At 63.2% G+C, this 17,965-nt stretch carries 9 protein-coding genes; 1 reads left to right on the top strand and 8 read right to left on the bottom strand.

Annotated elements, in window-relative coordinates; genetic code table 11:
• Window positions 1-41: 41 nt before the first annotated feature.
• The 6 genes from AC07OT_RS04695 to AC07OT_RS04670 all read right to left on the bottom strand — a co-directional run bounded on the left by AC07OT_RS04695 (window position 42) and on the right by AC07OT_RS04670 (window position 13,760).
• Entirely contained in the window at window positions 42-6,524 is a 6,483-nt protein-coding gene (locus AC07OT_RS04695; RefSeq protein ID WP_495107588.1) for an NEL-type E3 ubiquitin ligase domain-containing protein, read from the bottom strand.
• Between the two features lie 66 nt (window positions 6,525-6,590).
• The gene (locus AC07OT_RS04690; RefSeq protein ID WP_495107587.1) at window positions 6,591-7,724 is read right to left on the bottom strand and encodes an OpgC family protein; all 1,134 of its coding nucleotides are present in this window, start codon (window positions 7,722-7,724) and stop codon (window positions 6,591-6,593) included.
• Between the two features lie 132 nt (window positions 7,725-7,856).
• Entirely contained in the window at window positions 7,857-8,153 is a 297-nt protein-coding gene (locus tag AC07OT_RS04685; protein WP_495107586.1) for a cupin domain-containing protein, read from the bottom strand.
• A gap of 64 nt (window positions 8,154-8,217) precedes the next feature.
• The gene (locus tag AC07OT_RS04680; protein ID WP_065938672.1) at window positions 8,218-9,837 is read right to left on the bottom strand and encodes an FMN-binding glutamate synthase family protein; all 1,620 of its coding nucleotides are present in this window, start codon (window positions 9,835-9,837) and stop codon (window positions 8,218-8,220) included.
• 81 nt (window positions 9,838-9,918) lie between these two features.
• Complete coding sequence (bglX, locus tag AC07OT_RS04675; RefSeq protein WP_495107585.1) at window positions 9,919-12,183, bottom strand: beta-glucosidase BglX; 2,265 nt, start codon at window positions 12,181-12,183, stop codon at window positions 9,919-9,921.
• On the bottom strand, window positions 12,180-13,760 hold the full coding sequence (locus tag AC07OT_RS04670) for an OpgD/OpgG family glucan biosynthesis protein (protein WP_495107756.1): 1,581 nt from the start codon (window positions 13,758-13,760) through the stop codon (window positions 12,180-12,182). The genes bglX and AC07OT_RS04670 overlap by 4 nt, the downstream gene beginning before the upstream one ends.
• 370 nt (window positions 13,761-14,130) lie before the next feature.
• Here AC07OT_RS04670 and AC07OT_RS04665 point away from each other — a divergent pair, with 370 nt between their 5' ends.
• Window positions 14,131-14,721 carry a hypothetical protein gene (locus AC07OT_RS04665; protein WP_495107584.1) on the top strand — a complete coding sequence of 197 codons (591 nt, stop codon included), beginning with the start codon at window positions 14,131-14,133 and terminating at the stop codon, window positions 14,719-14,721.
• Between the two features lie 45 nt (window positions 14,722-14,766).
• Here AC07OT_RS04665 and AC07OT_RS04660 read toward each other — a convergent pair whose 3' ends face one another.
• Window positions 14,767-16,146 carry an ATP-binding protein gene (locus AC07OT_RS04660; RefSeq protein WP_115487707.1) on the bottom strand — a complete coding sequence of 460 codons (1,380 nt, stop codon included), beginning with the start codon at window positions 16,144-16,146 and terminating at the stop codon, window positions 14,767-14,769.
• The gene (locus AC07OT_RS04655; RefSeq protein ID WP_495107583.1) at window positions 16,143-17,957 is read right to left on the bottom strand and encodes a DAHL domain-containing sensor histidine kinase; all 1,815 of its coding nucleotides are present in this window, start codon (window positions 17,955-17,957) and stop codon (window positions 16,143-16,145) included. Before AC07OT_RS04655 ends, AC07OT_RS04660 begins: the two co-directional genes overlap by 4 nt.
• Window positions 17,958-17,965: the final 8 nt, after the last annotated feature.

Raw genomic sequence — 17,965 nt, 5'->3', positions numbered from 1 at the left:
CGCGGGCCGGCCTGTTTTACGACAGGTCGGCCCGCACGGTCTCAGACCCGCTGCAACGTGCGTTGCGTGCCCTCGGTCAACTGCCGCACCAGGCGGTTGTGTTCGTTGGCTTCATCGTCGGCCAGTTGCTGGCGACGCTCCAGGTATTCATCCGAACGCCTGTCCGGCAATTCCTGATCCAGCACACTGACTTTGTAGGTGATGGTGTCCTTGACGGTGAAAAACGCCTCCGGCTCACTGCTGGCCAGGTACTCGATCCAGAACTCGGTGGCCAGGATCGCCTCCTGCAACGCCGGTGACTGGCCAAGCCTGCGCAGGGTCCGGCGCGCCTCGTCGATCACCGCCGGTGTCACATAGTCATCCACGCTGTACAGCAGCTCCAGCGGATAAAACGGCAAGTTGAATTCCCGTGCCAGTTTACTGCGCAGGTAGATCGTCACCTCGGCGGGGTCGGCGTCCAGGTCGGCCCGTTCGCGCGCCAGCACGAACTGGTCGGCAAAGTGGTCGAGCTGATTGAGGTAGAAACAACTCTTGGCCAGTTCCAGCAAGGCCCGGTCGGCCAGGTAACTCCTGGGTTGCAGCTTGGCCTGGTGGATACGGTGATGCAGTTCCATGTTGGTAAAGGCCAGCAGCACGCTGTCGCCGCAATTGCCTGAGCCGTAGGTATTGAGGCAGATCGTGTTGCGCAGTTGCGTCGACTCGCCCATTGCCATCAGCAGGCTCCAGACCCGCTCGGTCAGCCGCGTTCTTGAGGTATTGCTGCGGTAGGCGTGGGTCCGCTTGAGGTCGCGCAGGACCCGGAACACATCATCGGCACTCGCCGTTTCATTGGCCTGCAGTTGCTCCCACAATTGTCGGCGGGCCGCCACGTCCTGCGCCGCGACGCCGGTCAGCCAGCTATCGAAGTCATTCGGCGCCACGGGGGCATGGGCCGGTGTGCGCAGTTGACCGCCCAGGCGGATACCCGTGGCGATACGGTAGGCGTCTATGCTTGCCAGGGTCTCGGCGGACAGCGGGTTTTCGTGCAGCAGGGTGTTGCGATTGGCCATTTGCAGCCAGGGGTTGCTGAAGACTTCGTCGGGAATGGTGCTGATCCCGTTGGCCTGCAAGTGCAGCTCGGTCAGCACCGGCAGCGCGCTGGCGCCGATGGGCCATTGGGTGATGCCGGTGTTGGCCAGGTGCAGGGTATTGAGCTGCAGCATCCGGCTGACATCCGGGGTGAGGGTCAGGTCCGGGTTGTCGTTCAGGTCGAGTTTCTGCAGGTTGACCATAGTGGCCAGGCGCTGTACCGACTCTTCGGTCAAGCGCAGGTCGTTGTCGTTCAAGTCAAGGTGGGTGAGCCAGGTCATGTCGGTGATCGCGCTGGGCAAGTCGGTAAGGCGACAGTCGATGCGCAGGGCCTTGAGCTGGGTGAATTTGCCCAGGAACTCTGCCCCCGTGGTCGGGAAGGCATTATCGGAAATCCGCAGGTACTCGATGTGGCTGAAGCCGCTGGTGCCGGTCAGGAACGAGCCGGGCGGCAGGCCTTCGTCGTCCAGCTGCAACTCCAGTGACGGCACGTTGAACAGGCCGGCGATGTAGAACGTCGCGTTTTCGCGCCGCCATGCGCCCCGCAGTTGGTAGGCGATATGGCGACGCCGGCCACGGTTCATGCCCAGAGGGTCATTGAGTTCGTCGTCGGCCGGCAGCAGGGTTTCGCTCCAGCGTGACAGCTCCACATCCATGGCCTGGTACTCGGCCTGGCGGCGTTCCAGCTCGATGAGTTTTTCCGGGTCGGTCATGTTCAGGGACTGGAGCATCCGCCGTGCATCGTCATTGTTGAAATGCGGGTAAAGCTCCTGGACCTTGGCCACCAGATCCGGCGGCCGTGGGCCGCGAAACGGCCAGATACGTTGCCAGAACGGATACACCAGGAACGAACGATCCACCCCCATGGCCGGTTGCATCCAGGGTTGCAGATGGGGGATATCCAGCAGGCCCTTGATTTCCACACGGCGCGCGAAGGCCAGTTCGGCCAGTTGGGTGCGCAGTTGGGCGATGCCGCTTTCGCTGTCCACCTCGAGCAAGGCCTGCTCGTCGGCGGACAAGCTGCTGAGAATCACCCGCAGCAATCGGTTCGAAGGCTGGCCCAGCGGCTCGCCCTGCGGGGTGTAGGCCTGGTAACCGCGGTTGGTCCTGGCCACGGTCCGGCGCGAGGAGCCCTGCCGATGGCCGGCGGTTTCCAGCAGGCGCCCCTGATTGTCCCGTTCACGCACATCGATGCGCAGGGTCTTCGGCCACGCGGGCAGGTTGTGCAGCAGGTACAGGGTGATGCGGTCACTGTCGGCGTTGGCGCAGGCATCCACATACAGGCCTTCGAACGCCCGGTTCAAACGTAACTCGTGGCCGCTCAGGCGTGCCTGTTCGGCCAGGCGCAGGCTCAGGCGGTCATGCTCATGCAGCTGTTTGAGCTCGCGCTTGGAGGCTTGGCCGAGAATCGCCTTGACCGTGCTGGTGGACAGGTCCGGGTGCTTGGTCTTGAAGCGGCGCTCGGGCTCGCTGCCCGCCGACTCGCTGCGCATGTACAAGGACTCGAGGATTTGCGAGCGCTCGCGGTCGGTGTAGTCAACGATCCGGGTGATCAGCTGGAACAGCCGCTGTTCCTGGGTCTGCGGCAGCGTGCCGAGCAGTGCCAGGGTCAGGTCGTCGTCAGCGATGAATTTCTCCAGCAGCCCGGCCGACTCGAGGTCCTGGTCGGTGGCGCTCACCACTTTGGCGTCGGGCCGATGGCGGGCAGGGTATCTGATGGGGGCGTCCTGGCCGACAATCTCCAGCACATGGCTGTCGGGCCAGCCGGGCAGGCTGGAGACCACCAGCAGTTGCAGGTCCGGGCGCGGATCGGGGGCGCTGGGCAGCTCATACATCGATTCGATGAAGCGGTCGATTTCCTGGTCGATGCGCAGGCGCTTGCAGGTATCGGCCAACAACGGGGGCGATGCCCGACCGCTGCGGTGTATCTGGCGCAGTACGTGGGGCGGGGTGTCGGTCAGGGCGAGAATGCTGCGGGCGGTGTCCTGGGGGAATGTGTAATGGTCGCCCCCGAGGCGATAGAGCAGGCTGTGGTCGTCCCAGCCCATGGGGTTCTCGCTGGACAGGCGCCATGCGCCCTCGCCGTTGTGCTCCAGGGTCGGGGTGTCGACACCGATCTTCTGCGGGTGTTTGAGCCGCCACTTGAACAGCCGTTTGTCATAGACGATCCGGTACCAGGAACCGAACAGCGGCAGATAGTGGTCGCCGGCCAGAGGGAAAATACCCTCGGAATCCGGCCGCAGGCTGGGCGGCAGTGCCAGGGTGTGCTCGTACTGGGCCAGTGAACCGTCGGCCAGTCTGACAAAGCCTTCCGGGCCGCGCTGGTTGCTCATGTAGTCGCCCAGGGTGATGCGCAGGCCCCTGGCGTCGGTGGCACTGTGCATGCCCAATTGTTGCCGCTCGTGGGGTTGCAGCACCGAACCGATGGCCAGGTAGAAACTGTCCACCGCCGGCGTCACCGCAATCGTGCCGGCATTGCGCATGTCATAGGCTTCATAGACACCCTCGCCGTAGTGACGCAGCTCCACGGTGAGGTCCTCGGGGCCGCTGGAGCGATAGGGTTTGGCGATGCGTCCCGCGACCACTTCGGTGATGAGGAAGTCGCGCTTGAGGCTTCGGCGTATCAACGCCGAGGCGAATTCCCGCGCCCATTGATCGGCATCGTTGTTGAACTGGCGCGGGTGGTACAGCGCATCGATCGCAGCGTCGATGCGCAGGGCGGTGCGGTGGTTGTCCAACAGTTCGGCAAAGGCCGTGGGCAGCCCGCCTTCACGCAGATAGGCCTGCTGCTGGCGTGGGGTGAGGGGATGCTGCGCCAACAGACGCTCCAGCAAGGCCGGTGACAGCGGGCTGTTGAGGTCGCGCAGTTTTTTCAGCAACGGCGTAACCGCCACCAAGGGCATCGACGCCTTGACCGGCAGGAAACGCCGCACATTGGCGGGCGGCAATAGCTCATGTTTTTCATAGCCGGCGTAGTTCACCAGGGCCGCGAACAGGGCCAGGCGTTCGCGCCGCGCCAGGGCGGCGACGTCGCGCCGTACTGCCAGGATCCGCTGTTCGAGCGTGGCGTCGAGTTGGTCCGTGAGACCCAGCAGCGAGGTACTCGGTTGCAGGCTGATGACCAGACTCAACAACGGGTCGGCCCGATAAGGCGGCAGGCCGCCGTCGCCTTCGGCCTGGTAGCGGTTGTCGGCGCCGCGCACGAGGGTGATCGTCGTCGGGCCAGGCACCGTCGGCTCGGTCTTGCCGAAGGTTTCGATCACGCTGCGTTGCGGATCGCTGATGCTCAGCAAGGTCGCGGCGGGCCAATCGGGCAGTTGGGTCAGCAGGCATAACACCACGCTGTCGCCAGAGGGGGGCAGATAGCCGGCCTCATGAAAGCGGTTGATGATGTGCTCGATCACCTGGTCGGCTTGCAGGCGGCGCACGCCTTCGATCAGGTTCAACGGTGCCGGTTCGCCTTGCCACACGTGCTCCAGGGTGGCGCGGGAGGTGGCCGTGCTGCGCAGCATCCGTTCCAGGTCGGCCCGCGCGATCAGCGATGAGCCATCGGGCAGCATCTGTTGCAGCAACTGGGCATCCGACAGGGCCTGGGTGTTGTGCAGGTCGAAGGTCCAGGCTTGCAGCGCCGGGTTGAAGACAATCGGTGGCTTGTAGGGGCTGCTGCCGTTCTTGAGAACGTAGCGCTGGGTGGCCTGGTCGTGGGCGACCTCGGCCACCAGGGTCTGGTTGTCATGGTGCAGCTTGACGTATTGCTGGCCTTGCACGGTGAATACGCACAGGGCGTCGGCGCGTTTACCCTCGAGCAGGTACTGCTGGCGATGGGCGTAGGGACGTGCGTCGGGTTTCCACAGCTCTTCCACCCCGTCGGGACGCGTGACTTTGCGCGGATTGCCCAGCCGCTGCAGGTGCCCGAGCATGCGCTGGCGATGGGCGCTGCCGGCGACGCTGATCAAGCGGCCGCTGATGGCCAGGTCGGCGACATCGCTGAGGGTCGAGGCGAAGCTGCTGGCATCGCCCTTGACCGCTTCATTCAGGCCCACGCTGACGCTGTAGGTCATGCTGCCCAACACGGCCAGCTGCATCACCCGGTTCATCCCCGTGACCCCGCCGGGCAAGGGCGTGAGCAGCACTTGCAAGACTTCGGCGGCAACGGCGGCGGTGGCGTCCTGGACCGCCTGCCAGTCGGCTTCGGAACGGCTGTTGGCCAGGGTGTCGAGGTCGGCCTGGCAGCGTTGGATCTGCCGGTAAGTCAGGGCTTGCACCAGGGTTACGGCGGGGCCGGCGTGCGGGTCGGTGGAGAAGCGGATGTCGTTGAGGGTGCGCTCCGGGAAGGCCGCGTGAAAGCCATCGTAAAGCCGCTCGGCCAGCCAGCTCATGCCCTCGGGGCGGGGTTGCCGGGTCACCAACGACTGGAACACCGACAACCCCACCAGGGGCAATTGCCGGGAAAACCAGCCCAGGTCGCCTTGCTGGTGGCTGTCCAGCAACTGCTGGCGAAAATCCACCTCTGCCGCGCGCGCATCGCTGTGGTAACGCAGCGCGCCGCCGGGGCGGAACGGAAAATAGGACAGCACCCCGAGGCTGGCGACCCTGATCAGCAGCAGCGGTACGGGAATGGCACTCTCCCAGGCGACGAAGGGCACGGCGATGACGGGGGTGACGCCCGAGGTCAGGCTCAGGCTGTCGACCGGCAGTTGCGACCCGCTGCCGTCGATCGATGCGGTGAGGCTGTCATACATCTCGCGGGTCAGGCCGTTGCGGGCGCGGTTGCGCCAGGCGTCAAGCACATCGAACTGCAGCAGCGCCAGCGCCGCCTCGCCCATCAAGCGGCGCAGCGTACCGTTTTCATCGAGGCTGGCCGTGATCTTCACCTGTAACTGGTGGCCCAGGTCCAGCTCACGGGCGATGGCGATGAACGCCTGCGCCGTGAGGCTGCGATCGCCACCCGGCCCGACCACACGGCTGGCGTCCACCAGGCTGTAGCCGGAGTCCTGGCGGACCGAGGCGGTGAAGCCGAAATTCAGGCAGGCGGCCTCCCACAACGAGAGGCTTTTGATGTGTTCGATAAAGCGCAGATCCTTGTCGGAGCGCCGCGGTACCCGCACGTGACTGCCCGGCTGCCGGTCCCAGGGCAGCGGTTGCTCGATCTTTTCCAGGTAGGTGGTTTCGAAGCGATACTGCTCCGGATCGCGCCCACCGATCCGGTCACGCAACTGCGCCAGGCCATCTGCCTTGAAGCTGCGGACCACCCGTTCCTTTTCGGCTTCAACCGCCGCCATGGCCGCCAGGGCGTTGCGTTGCAGGCGCAGGAAGCGGGGTTTTTCCTCGGCGTCCAGGCCTTCCAGGGCTTGCAGGATATTGCGCTGGATCAGCTCCAGCGCCTGTTGCTGGGCCCAGGTGGTACTTGATTGCAGATTGCCGGACAGGCCGTTGAGTAATTGATGAGTCGGCATGCGCTCTACCTTTCACGATAAGTGGAAGGCAGATGGAAGCACCGCGCATACCGGCGCTGGGGCTATCTATTTAAGGGCCGGCGCCTCGCCGCGCAGCGCCAGGTCCAGGCGCTTGTTGAACTCCAGCCACGCCGCCAGCCCGGCCATCAGCGCCAGCCCCAGCAACGCGCTGAAAACCTGCATCGGCCAGGCATCCTCGACCTGGGCGTTGAGCATGTCCGCCAGCGGTGCCAGCAGCACGCCGAGGCAGAACACCTCCAGGGAGTAACGGCCCATGCGGCAGCTTTGTTGCGCCCACCAGGTTTGCGTCCAGCCGCGACCCGGCAACAGCTTGGCGGTGACATAGGCCAGGGCCAGGAAGTGCAGCAGGCGCAGCGGCGACAGGTCGGTCTTGCTGATGGGATAGATCAGGTCGCTGAGCCACGACGGCATCAACGCGTCATGCACCTCGGGCCAGCGCCATGACAGGGTCAGCACACACGCCACCACGGTGTACACCGCCGCCGCCATGAACAACGGCTGGCGCTTGAGCGGGCGCTGTTCCGGCGGTCGCCCTTGACTGGCCTGCAGCGCCGCCGCGCCACCGAGGATAAACAGAAACTGCCAGGTCACCGGGTTGAAGTACCACACGCCGTCGGCAATCGCCCGCAGGTTCCAGCCCATCCACGGCGCCAGCAGATACACCGTCGCCGACGCGGCCACCACCAGCCAGGTGTGGCGCAGCAGCAGCGGCAATACCAGCGGCAACCCCGCCAGCAGCACGATATACAGCGGCAGCGGGTCCATCAGGTTGGGCTTGAAGCGCAGCAGCAGCTCATCGGTGAGAGCCTGTTGCGGGTGAGTGACGAAGTGCGTCAGGCCCATCTCTTGAACCAGGTCGCGGGTTTCCACATGGCTGTTGGCGAAGAACACGATGCCCATCAGCATCGCCAGCAAAAAGATATGCACCACGTACAACACCCAGGCGCGGCGCAGGATTTTCAGCGAGGCAATCCAGTAGCCGTCGCGTTGCAGGATCTTGCCGTAGGCCAGCACGGCGGCGTAACCGGCGAGGAATACAAAGACCTCGGCCGCATCGCTGAAACCGAAATTGCGCAGGGTGATCTGGCCGAGAGGATTGTGGGGGACGTGATCCCAGAAAATGAAGATCAACGCCAGGCCCCGAAAAAAATCGATGCGTGGGTCGCGTCCGTTCAGCATGGCAGCGGGCTCTTGAACAAAAGGTTTAGTAATGACCGGCGAGCGCGCAGGTTGTCGTACGCCGCACGTCGGGCGGGCGCAGGTTGGCGGTATTTGTAAGCAATTGCAAAGGTTGGGTATTACTGAATGTCTCTAGGCGTCAATGATCACCAGGGTGCCCTGGCTACCTGGAAGTACGGCATGAGCGGTGCCCGCTTCCACGAGGTACATCTGGCCGGTCTCTACGTGGATCTCTTCATCAGCGATGCTCAGGCGCAAATGGCCGCTGATCACCAGTAGCCCTTCGTTGTAGTCGTGCACTTCTGCTTCGTAAGCCTGCTCATCCATGCGCAGCACCTTGATCCGCGCCGGGCCGACCTGGCCCAGGCGTATCGATTTCCAGCTGTCAGGCAGTTGCCCGGCGATTGCAGCGAAGTCCAGTAACGGCATGTGAATCTCCTTGTTTCTACGATGCCGTCGGTGGTCCGGTTCAGCAGGAAAGGGTGTTTGCAGGTTATGCAGCCACCACCTCATGGGGCTCAAAACTGTCCGCCCGCGCCATCTGCCACATGCGCGAATAGAACTCGCCATTCACTTCGCCGGTGAGCAACTCGCCAGGCTTGAGGAACACATGCAACTGCGAGAACAGCTTGATCTCGGTGGCCGACATGCGTCGTACCAGATGCTTGGCCGACAGCTGCGACGGGTGATCCAGGCCTGCCGCCGCGAGCATCTCGGCCAGGGCCTTGAGGGTGTTGCGGTGGAAGTTGAACACGCGCTGGGCCTTGTCCGGTACCACCAGGGCACGTTGGCGCAACGGGTCCTGGGTGGCGACGCCGGTCGGGCACTTATTGGTGTGGCAGCTTTGGGACTGGATGCAACCGATGGCGAACATGAAGCCGCGCGCCGAGTTGGCCCAGTCGGCGCCGATGGCCAGCACGCTGGCGATGTCGAAGGCGCTGACGATCTTGCCGCTGGCACCGAGCTTGATCTTGTCGCGCAGGTTCAGGCCCACCAGGGTGTTGTGCACGAACAGCAGGCCCTCGCGCAGCGGCACGCCGATATGGTCGGTGAACTCCACGGGCGCGGCGCCGGTGCCACCTTCCTTGCCGTCGACGACGATAAAGTCCGGGAGGATGCCGGTTTCGAGCATGGCCTTGGCAATGCCCATGAACTCCCACGGGTGGCCCAGGCAGAACTTGAAGCCCACCGGCTTGCCGCCAGACAGTTCACGCAATTGGGCGATGAATTGCATCAGCTCAATGGGCGTGGAGAACGCGCTGTGACGTGACGGCGAGATGCAGTCTTCGCCCATCAGGATGCCGCGGGTTTCGGCGATCTCTTGAGTCACCTTGTGCTTGGGCAGGATGCCGCCGTGGCCGGGTTTGGCGCCCTGGCTCATCTTGATTTCGATCATGCGCACCTGCGGGTTCTGCGCCTGCGCGGCGAAGCGCTCCGGGTCGAAGCGGCCATCGCTGGTACGGCAGCCGAAGTAGCCGCTGCCCAGTTCCCAGGTCAGGTCGCCGCCGTTTTCGCGGTGATAGGGGCTGATGCTGCCTTCGCCGGTGTCATGGGCGAAATTGCCGAGCTTGGCGCCCTGGTTGAGCGCGCGGATCGCATTGGCGCTCAACGAGCCAAAGCTCATTGCCGAGATATTGAACACCGACGCCGAATACGGCTGCGTGCATTGCGGGCCGCCGACCATCACGCGAAAGGCGCTGGGGTCGCTCAGCGGCGCGGGGCGCATGGAGTGGCCGATAAATTCGAAACCCAGCTGGTACACATCGATCAGGGTGCCGAAGGGTTTGTCGGCGGTTTCGTTCTTGGCCCGCGAGTACACCAGGGATCGCTGCGAGCGCGAGAAGGGCAGGGCGTCGCTGTCGGACTCCAGCAGGTACTGGCGGATTTCCGGGCGGATGGCTTCCACCAGGTAACGGATATTGCCCAGGATCGGGTAGTTGCGGCGCACCGCATGGGGGCTTTGCAACAGGTCGAAAATACCGATCAGGCTCAACACGCCGGTGACCAGGGTGATGGGCCACAGCCATTCGTGTTGGATAAAGGGCAGGCTGGCGAGGGTGAAAATAACGCACACGGCAAAGAAGGCGTAACGGCTTAGCAAGGACAGGCTCATACGGTTTCCTTGGGTTCGGACTCTCAGGTCGATCCGGCATTCTGCGCCAGTAATGAAACGCCAGACAACCTGCAGGTGTACTCAGTTTGATCCCGGTGATGGGACGGACTGGCCCGAAATAGACAAGGCACGGCTATCGGTCAGTTCAAACCGGGCCTGGTTTTCGGTGGTCGAATCTGCCCCGACGAAGACGGTGAACGTGCCGGCCTCAATCACCGGCGAAAAGTTGCTGTCCAGCAGGGCAAAGTCCGCCTGGTCAAGGGTGAAGGTCAGCTCCCGCGCCTCGCCGGGCGCCAGCTGCACTTTGCGGAAACCGCGCAATTGGCGAACCGGGCGGGTCACGCTGGCGACATCATCGCGCAGGTATAACTGCACGATTTCTTCGCCTGGGCGCGCTCCGGTATTGGTGACGGTGACCGCCACGCTCAGCACTTGGGTGGACGCCAGCCGCTCTGTGCTGAGCCGCGGTGCGGAGTAGCTGAACGAGGTGTAGCTCAGGCCGAAGCCAAAGGGATACAGCGGCGTCCAGTGTTCATCGATGTAGGCGGAGGCATAATGACCATCGCCGCTGGGCGGACGACCGGTGTTTTTGTGCGCGTAGTAGAGGGGAATCTGCCCTACGCTGCGGGGGAACGTGATCGGCAGTTTGCCGCTGGGGTTGACGTCACCAAACAGAATGTCGGCCACGGCATGGCCCATCTCACTGCCCAGGAACCAGGTTTCCAGCAGCGCCGGCGCCTGGCGCACGTTTTGCGAGAGCACCAGCGGGCGGCCATTCATCAACAGGATGACCACGGGTTTGCCGCTGTCCAGCAGGGCACGCAACAGTGCTTCCTGGGCACCCGGCAGGCCCAGGTCCGCGCGACTGCGGGCTTCGCCGCTCTGATCGGCGCGCTCGCCGAGCACGGCGACCACCACTTCGGCGCGGCGGGCGGCCTGCCGGACCTCGTTGAGGTTCTGGGTCTCGTTGCTGATAGGCGAAGCGCCGGGCAGGTAAACCACCTCGGTGCCAGGGGCGACGGCGTGGCGTATGCCCTGCAAGACCGTGATCGAATCTTCCGGACGAGCCGCCAAGGCCCAGGGACCGAGCGTGGCCTCGGCATCCTTGGCCAGGCTGCCGACCACCAGCACGTTGCGCAGGTGCTTGGACAGCGGCAGCAGGGCGTCGGTGTTTTTCAACAATACGATGGACTTCTGCGCGGCCTCGCGCGCCAGTGCCCGGTGCTGCGGGGTCAGGACATTGGCCCGTTGCCGCGCCTCGTCGCTGTAGCGGTAGGGATCGTCAAGCAGTCCCAGGCGCTGCTTGGCCTGGAGTACACGGCGCACCGCATTATCCACGGCGGTCAGGGGAACCTGGCCAGTGCGCACAAGGGTGGGCAGGTATTGGCGGTACGTCTGGCTGACCATGTCGATGTCCACCCCGGCGTTGAACGCCAGCCGTGCCCGGTCGGCCGGGCTGCCGGCGATGCCGTGCTGGCTCAGTTCCCAGAGGGCGTTGAAGTCACTGACAATGAGGCCACTGAACCGCCACTGATTGCGCAGCACACCGGTCAACAGTGCGGTGTTGCTGTGCAGGGGCGTTCCGGCCAGTTCGTTGAACGACGGCATGATCCCATCGACGCCAGCCGCCACGGCGGCCTGGAAAGGCGGCAAGTACACTTCCCGCAAGGTGCGTTCCGACACGTCGGCGACGTTGTAGTCGCGCCCGCCTTCGGCGGCACCGTAGGTCACGAAGTGTTTTGCGGTCGCCAGCATAGATGACGGGTCGGCAGGCCCGGCGCCGTGGAACCCCCGCACCTTGGCGCTGGCCAGCGCTGCGCCCAGGAACGGATCTTCGCCGGTGCCTTCCACCACACGGCCCCAACGCGGGTCGCGGGCAATGTCGACCATGGGCGCGAAGGTCCAGTGTATGCCGCTGGCCGTCGCTTCAACGGCCGCCGCGCGAGCGGTTCGTTGTGCCAGGTCAGGGTCCCAGGCAGCGGCTTCCGCCAACGGCACGGGAAATACGGTGCGAAACCCGTGGACCACATCAAAAGCAAACAACAAAGGTATAGGCAGGCGCGAATGGGTGACGGCGTGTTCCTGCAACCGTCGGGTCTGTTCGACGCCGTAGGCGCCAAGGACCGAGCCGACGGTGCTCATGGGCAGTTGCGCCAGCTCGCCTGGGTCAATGGCCGGGCCGGTAGGTGTGTCCTGGACGCCGAGCTGGTTGAGTTGAGCGACTTTTTCTTCCAGCGTCATCTGCTGCAACAAGGCCTCTACGCGGTCCTGCTCGCCGGCGTGAAGAGCGTTGCCGCTGACATTGAGCGCCAGGCAGAGCAGCGCCCATTGACCGCCGAGCCTCATGGACTATTGCCTGGGGCAGCCGTTGAGGGGGTACCGATTGCCGTCGATTCGGAGTGGAAGGGATGGTACTGATACAGCCAGGTTTCTGACAGCGGCTGGCCGTCCATGCGCAGGAACAGGCGCAATTCCACCGGGTCCTTGCCGTCGACGCTCAAGTCGAACTGTGCTCGCCAATGGCCGGCGACGCCGTCCGGCACCGCTTCGGTAAAGACCCGGCTGAGGGCGCCCCTGGAGCAACTGATCACGGCCTCGGGCTTGACCCCCGGTGCGAGTTTTTCCAAGGGGGCGCCCTGGAATTCCACCACGAATTTACGTACCCCCAGCGGGCGCGGCTCGCCCGGTGAGCCGCCTTTGCCCAGGCGGGTGGCCACGCACACCGCCAGTGGCGAAACGTAGGGTTCCTGGGCCAGCCAGTGCAGGCGATAACGCAGCGCATAACGGTTGCCCGCTTCCGCCGGGGCCGAGGGTACCCACATCGCGACGATGTTGTCGTGGATCTCGTCGTCGGTACCGTTTTCCATCAGTTGCACGCTGCCTTCGCCCCAATCGCCCAACGGTTCGACCCACAGGCTGGGGCGCCGTTGGTAATTCACCCCATCGAGGTAGTGGTCGAAATTACGGTCGCGCTGTAGCAGGCCGAAGCCCTTCGGTTGACGATCGCTGAACGCCGAAACCAGGGTGCGTGGCGGGTTGTTCAAGGGCCGCCAGATACGTTCTCCGTTGCCGGTCCACAGCGCCAGGCCGTCACTGTCGTGGACCTCGGGGCGCCAGTCGGCGGCGGTGCGCTTGGCGGTTTCACTGAACCAGAACATCGAGGTCAGCGGCGCAATGCCCAGCCGGCCGACGTTCTTGCGCAGGAAAAACGTGCAGTCGATGTCCATGACCACGCCCTGTGTACGGTGGATCACGAAACGGTAGGCCCCGCAGATACTGGGGCCGTCGAGCCGCGCGTAGAGGGTCATGGCGTTTGTGTGCTGGTTCTTTGGCGGCTCGAACCAGATATGGGTGAAGTCGGGGAATTCTTCGGCCTTGCCGGCTTGTGCCACATCCAGGGCAATCGCCCGTGCCGACAGGCCGTACTGGTACAACTCGCCGATGGCCCGGAAGTACGACGCGCCAAGAAAGGCCATCCAGTCGTTTTGTTGCCACGCCAGCCTGGCCTGGTCGCCCAGGCGGCTTTCCTGGATACGAAAGCCGGCGAATCCACTGTTACGGGGCAGGGCATGGGCCGGGCTGTCGCCCGGCATATCAAAGTGCGCCGGGTCGTAGACGATCTCGCGGGCGATGCCGTTGTCCAGCACATACAGCCTGACGGGCGTGCGAAAAAACGACCCCAAGTGAAAGAATGTCACAGGGAACTTGCCCGGGCCTTTGGCGAACAGGGCGTGCTCGGGTTTGAAGCGGATTTGGCCGTGGGCGGCGTAGTCGAGCCGCGCCAGCAGCGCGGCCGATGCAGTGCTGGGGTAGGTGTAGGGTTTCAAGGCATCGGCTTGTGCCTGTTCGATCAAGCCTTCGAAGGAAAAAGTACTGGACGGGTCGGCTGTATCGGCCGCCGGGGCGTCCCTGCCCAGTGGCATGAGCAAGGCGCCCAGTGACGCGTATGTGAGGAACTCGCGGCGCGTAGACATTGTGTCATTTCCTTCGACGATGAGAGCCCAGGCCTCACGTTCAGCACGCCACCGGCATGCAATCGTGTTGCTTGTGTGGAGTGTCGAGTCGGGAAAAGGGTCTGTCTACTGTCAGAAATAACAGGTTGCGAGGGCAGGCAGATCAATGATCTGAGCAGGTTTTGAAAAGGTCGATCGTTCATGCTGCGTCCGCTGCGAAATCGTGGCCAAGGTTTGGCCATGCAGGTGCCCATTTCAGAGGCCTTGGCGTGCGGAACTCATAGGTCGCCCCTGGCCACTTAAACGGGAGTTCCCCAACCTTTCCCAAAGTGAGCCGACCATGATTAGCAATATCAATACTGCCCTGACCGCAGTGGATCTGCTGACACGCTTTGCCTCGTCGTCGCAGATGCCTTCTACCACGCCCCATCCTGCGCCAGACAGCGCGCGGTTCTTTACGTCGACACCCCGCGAATCTGCCCCTTTCATGTCCAATGGCAACCCTTTGGTCAAGTCCAGGCTCTATCAGCAAATGGCACCGTCATTATCGGCGCAAGCGCCCGTAGACGCCGACCGCAGCTGGGTCCAAAAGGCAAGTGGCGACATCGCTCGGCACACCTGGTTTATTCCCGGTTTGAGCAACATGCTTCATGGGCTGGAAAAGTCAGATGGCAGTGTAGACGGGATGATGGACGGGCTGAAAAGCGGCCTTGATAAAACCCTGAAGACGGGGTTGGCCACAGCGATTGCGGGGGCGGCGAAGGGCGATTGGGTGTCGGTTCTAAACGGATACGGACAAGCGGTCGCCCATAACGAATCCACACCCAAGTCGGTCAAGTCGACGTTGGGGCTGACCCAGGCGATTGGGGGCACGTTCACTGCCGCTGCTGGGCTTGCAGGAACGCTGAAAACAACGCCGACCGGGATTTGACTTCCCGCGTCCGAGCGATGTCCTTAACGGCGCGGACGGCGTGCCCTACGCCGCCGTCTGCCGAATCGGCAATACCACGCGAAACTTCGTGCCCTTGCCCAGTTCGCTGCTGACAAAGATATCGCCATGGTGTTTCTTGACGATGCCGTAGGAGAGTGACAGTCCTAACCCAGTGCCTTCCCCCACCGGCTTGGTGGTGAAAAACGGGTCGAAGATTTTCTGCACCGCCTCGGGGGCAATCCCGCAGCCGTTGTCCGCCACTTCCAGCCACACGTGCTCGCCTTCCACACCGTTGCTGATGGTGATGATGCCGCGCTCCGGCCCCATGGCCTGAGCGGCATTGATCACCAGGTTCATCACCACCTGATTGAGCTGCGAGGCCAGGCATTCGATCTCTGGCAGCGGTGCGTAGTGCTTGACCACATCGGCCTTGTACTTGAGTTCGCTGGCAACGATGTTCAGCGTCGAATCGATGCCCTGTTGCAGGTTTGCGAATTGCCAGGTCTGGTCGTTGTCCACCCGCGAGAAGTTTTTCAAGTCCTTGACGATCTGCACCACGCGGCCGATGCCCTCCTTGGACTCGTGGATCAACACCGGAATGTCTTCCTGTAGAAACTCCAGTTCCAGGCGGGTGCGCAAGGCCTTGAGCTGCTCGTGCTGTTCACCCGTGGCGAGGCTTTCTTCGGCCTGCCGGTAAGCCTCCAGCATCTGTTGCAACTGGGTGAAGTAGCCGTCGAGGGTGCTGAGGTTGGACGAGATAAAGCCTACCGGGTTATTGATCTCATGGGCCACGCCCGCGGCGAGTTGCCCCAGGGAGGCGAGTTTTTCCGACTGCACCAGCTGGCTTTCCAGGTGCTTGCGTTCTTCGATTTCCAGCTGCAGCGCGTGGGTGCGTTGTTCCACCAGCCGTTCCAGCTGGGTGGTTTGCAGCGCGGCGCGACGGGCCATGTCCCATTTATTGGCCAGGGTGTTGGCCATCTGCTGGACTTCGATGTTATCGAACGGTTTTTTCAGGATCAGCAAGCGATCATGGCCTTGCAGACGGTCGAGCAGGTCCTCCCAGGAATAGTCCGAGTACGCGGTGCACACCACCACTTGCAGGTCGGGGGCGACTTTCCAGAGCTCTTCTATGGTCCTCGCGCCGTCCCAGCCCTGGGGCATGCGCATGTCGACAAATGCCAGGGCATAGGGCTGCTGGTGTGCCATGGCGGTGATGAGCAGCTGCAGGCCTTCTTCGCCGCCGTAGGCCGAGTGCAGGTCGAAGGGGGGAGCCGTGGGTTTGCTGGTTTCGCCGAACAATGCCGACTCCATGTCATCCAGCTCCTGATTGGATTCAATGGGCGGCATCAGGATCTTGCGAAAATCCTCATGAATCGACGGCGTGTCATCAATCAACAGGATGCGCCGGTTGGGAGGCTGGTTCATACGAGGCTTCCGGCAGGAATGAGGGGGATCGTCAGGGTGAATAGCGCGCCCAGGCCCGGCCCGTCGCTGTGGGCGCTGAGGTGGCCGTCCATTTCGACGGCGGCCAGCGCGCAGCTGTGCAGCCCGAAACCGTGGCCTTCCTTGCGGGTGGTAAAACCGTGGGTAAATATCCGCGTCATGTTCTCGGCAGGTATGCCTTCGCCTTCGTCCTTCACGCTGATCTGCAACCTGTTGTCCTCCAGCGACTGGACCGTGAGGGTCATCTGCCGTGGCCGGTCAGTGAGGTTGGACATGGCGTACTTGGCGTTGCTGATCAGGTTGACCATGATCAGCAGCAAGCGGTGTTTGTCCGCGAGGACTTCCGGCACCTGCCCGTAGTGCTTGACCACTGTGACATTGTGCCGGCTCAGGGCCCCCGCGTTCATGCGCAGGGCGTCTTCCATCAAGGTGCTGATCTGCACCGGCTCCTTGAGCGAGGGCGCGCCCGCATAGGATTGTTGGGTGGAGACAATGTCCTTGATGTGGTCCACGCTTTTGCTCAATTGCCCCAGTTCCTCGATCAGGCCTTGTTGCTCGACGGCAATGGCGTCCACCAACTGGTTCAAGTAACCGGGCAGCAACTTGCCCTTCTCATCCTCGGTGATAAAAGTGCCCAGGTCGCCCTGGCGTTCGTTGATCAACTGCATGGCCTTGCCCAGGCCCATTGCCTTGCTGCTGCGCAGTTTGCGGGTGACCAGGTCGGCGGAGATGTTCACGCTGTTAAGCACGTTGCCGACGTTGTGCAGCACGTTGGTGGCGATCTCCGCCATGCCGGCCTGGCGTGCACTGTCCATCAGCTCGCTCTGGGCATCCTTGAGCTGTCGGGTGCGCCGTTCCACGCGCTGTTCGAGGGTTTCGTTCACCGCCTGCAAGGCGCGGTTGACACGGTTGATCTCGGCGAAACTGCGCAGCAGGCGAATCGTCAGGTACAGCAACAGGGCCACTAGCAGTGTGGAGAACACCAGCAGGTAACGGTGGTATTGCTGCTCGACCCGGTCCAGGGCCTGTTGGTCCAGGTTGAGGTGGGTGGTCAGGTCATCCAGGCGTTCGGCTACCGGAATGGCGGCGATCTGGTCGAGCAACGTGTTCACCACCGGCTGTTCACGCAGGATCAGTTCGATGTGATTGCTCAGGATCTCCACCGGGCCGCGGAATTCGCTGGGCAGCAGTTCCTGGTTGACGGCCAGCTTGCCCAGGCCGACGAGAATGTCGGCGGCGCGCTCGTCGCTGGTGACCTGGGCGAATTCAAGGCTGCTGAGCAGCAGGTCGTAGGTGTCGGTGGCCACGCTTTGCAGTTGCGCTTTTGTATCGTCGTTTACCTGGTTGAACTGCGCCTGGATATCGTCTTCGGCGGTCGGCAGGAAAGCCAGGGAGTTGCGCAATACCGCGTTATGGGACTTGAACTGGTCGACGCGCCGGGCCTTTTCCTGGATGGCCGCTTGATAAGCCTGCTGGCTGGCTTGCCAGGCGGGCAGGTCTTGCGGGCTGTGGTACGAGCCGCGTGCTTCCAGCTCGGCCCACAACCGGGTCATTTCCGTCAGGGGTGTCACCAGAGGGTCGTAGTTGTGGGTGATGGCGATCCTGGCCTTGAGGACTTCGCTGTCCCACTGGGCGTTGAGTTGCTGCAGTTGTCGGATCAGGTCCCGGGAGTGGGTGTAGGAAGACGCCTGGTCGCTGGAGGACTTGATGTACAGAAAGATCAGGGTCGAGGCCAGCAACAGGGTGATCAACCCCAAGGCCAACTGGCTGGTGCGGCGGCGAGAAAGGGTCATGACGGTCT

Source organism: Pseudomonas sp. GW821-FHT09C10, assembly GCF_059418085.1.
The sequence above is the reverse complement of the archived record's forward strand: the minus strand, read 5'-3'. Positions and strand labels throughout refer to the sequence as shown.

Coding starts and splice junctions, on each gene's coding strand:
- AC07OT_RS04695 (WP_495107588.1), bottom strand. CDS start 6,524: ATGCCGACTCATCAATTACTCAACGGCCTGTCCGGCAATCTGCAATCA.
- AC07OT_RS04685 (WP_495107586.1), bottom strand. CDS start 8,153: ATGCCGTTACTGGACTTCGCTGCAATCGCCGGGCAACTGCCTGACAGC.
- AC07OT_RS04655 (WP_495107583.1), bottom strand. CDS start 17,957: ATGACCCTTTCTCGCCGCCGCACCAGCCAGTTGGCCTTGGGGTTGATC.
- AC07OT_RS04665 (WP_495107584.1), top strand. CDS start 14,131: ATGATTAGCAATATCAATACTGCCCTGACCGCAGTGGATCTGCTGACA.
- bglX (WP_495107585.1), bottom strand. CDS start 12,183: ATGAGGCTCGGCGGTCAATGGGCGCTGCTCTGCCTGGCGCTCAATGTC.
- AC07OT_RS04660 (WP_115487707.1), bottom strand. CDS start 16,146: ATGAACCAGCCTCCCAACCGGCGCATCCTGTTGATTGATGACACGCCG.
- AC07OT_RS04680 (WP_065938672.1), bottom strand. CDS start 9,837: ATGAGCCTGTCCTTGCTAAGCCGTTACGCCTTCTTTGCCGTGTGCGTT.
- AC07OT_RS04690 (WP_495107587.1), bottom strand. CDS start 7,724: ATGCTGAACGGACGCGACCCACGCATCGATTTTTTTCGGGGCCTGGCG.
- AC07OT_RS04670 (WP_495107756.1), bottom strand. CDS start 13,760: ATGCCACTGGGCAGGGACGCCCCGGCGGCCGATACAGCCGACCCGTCC.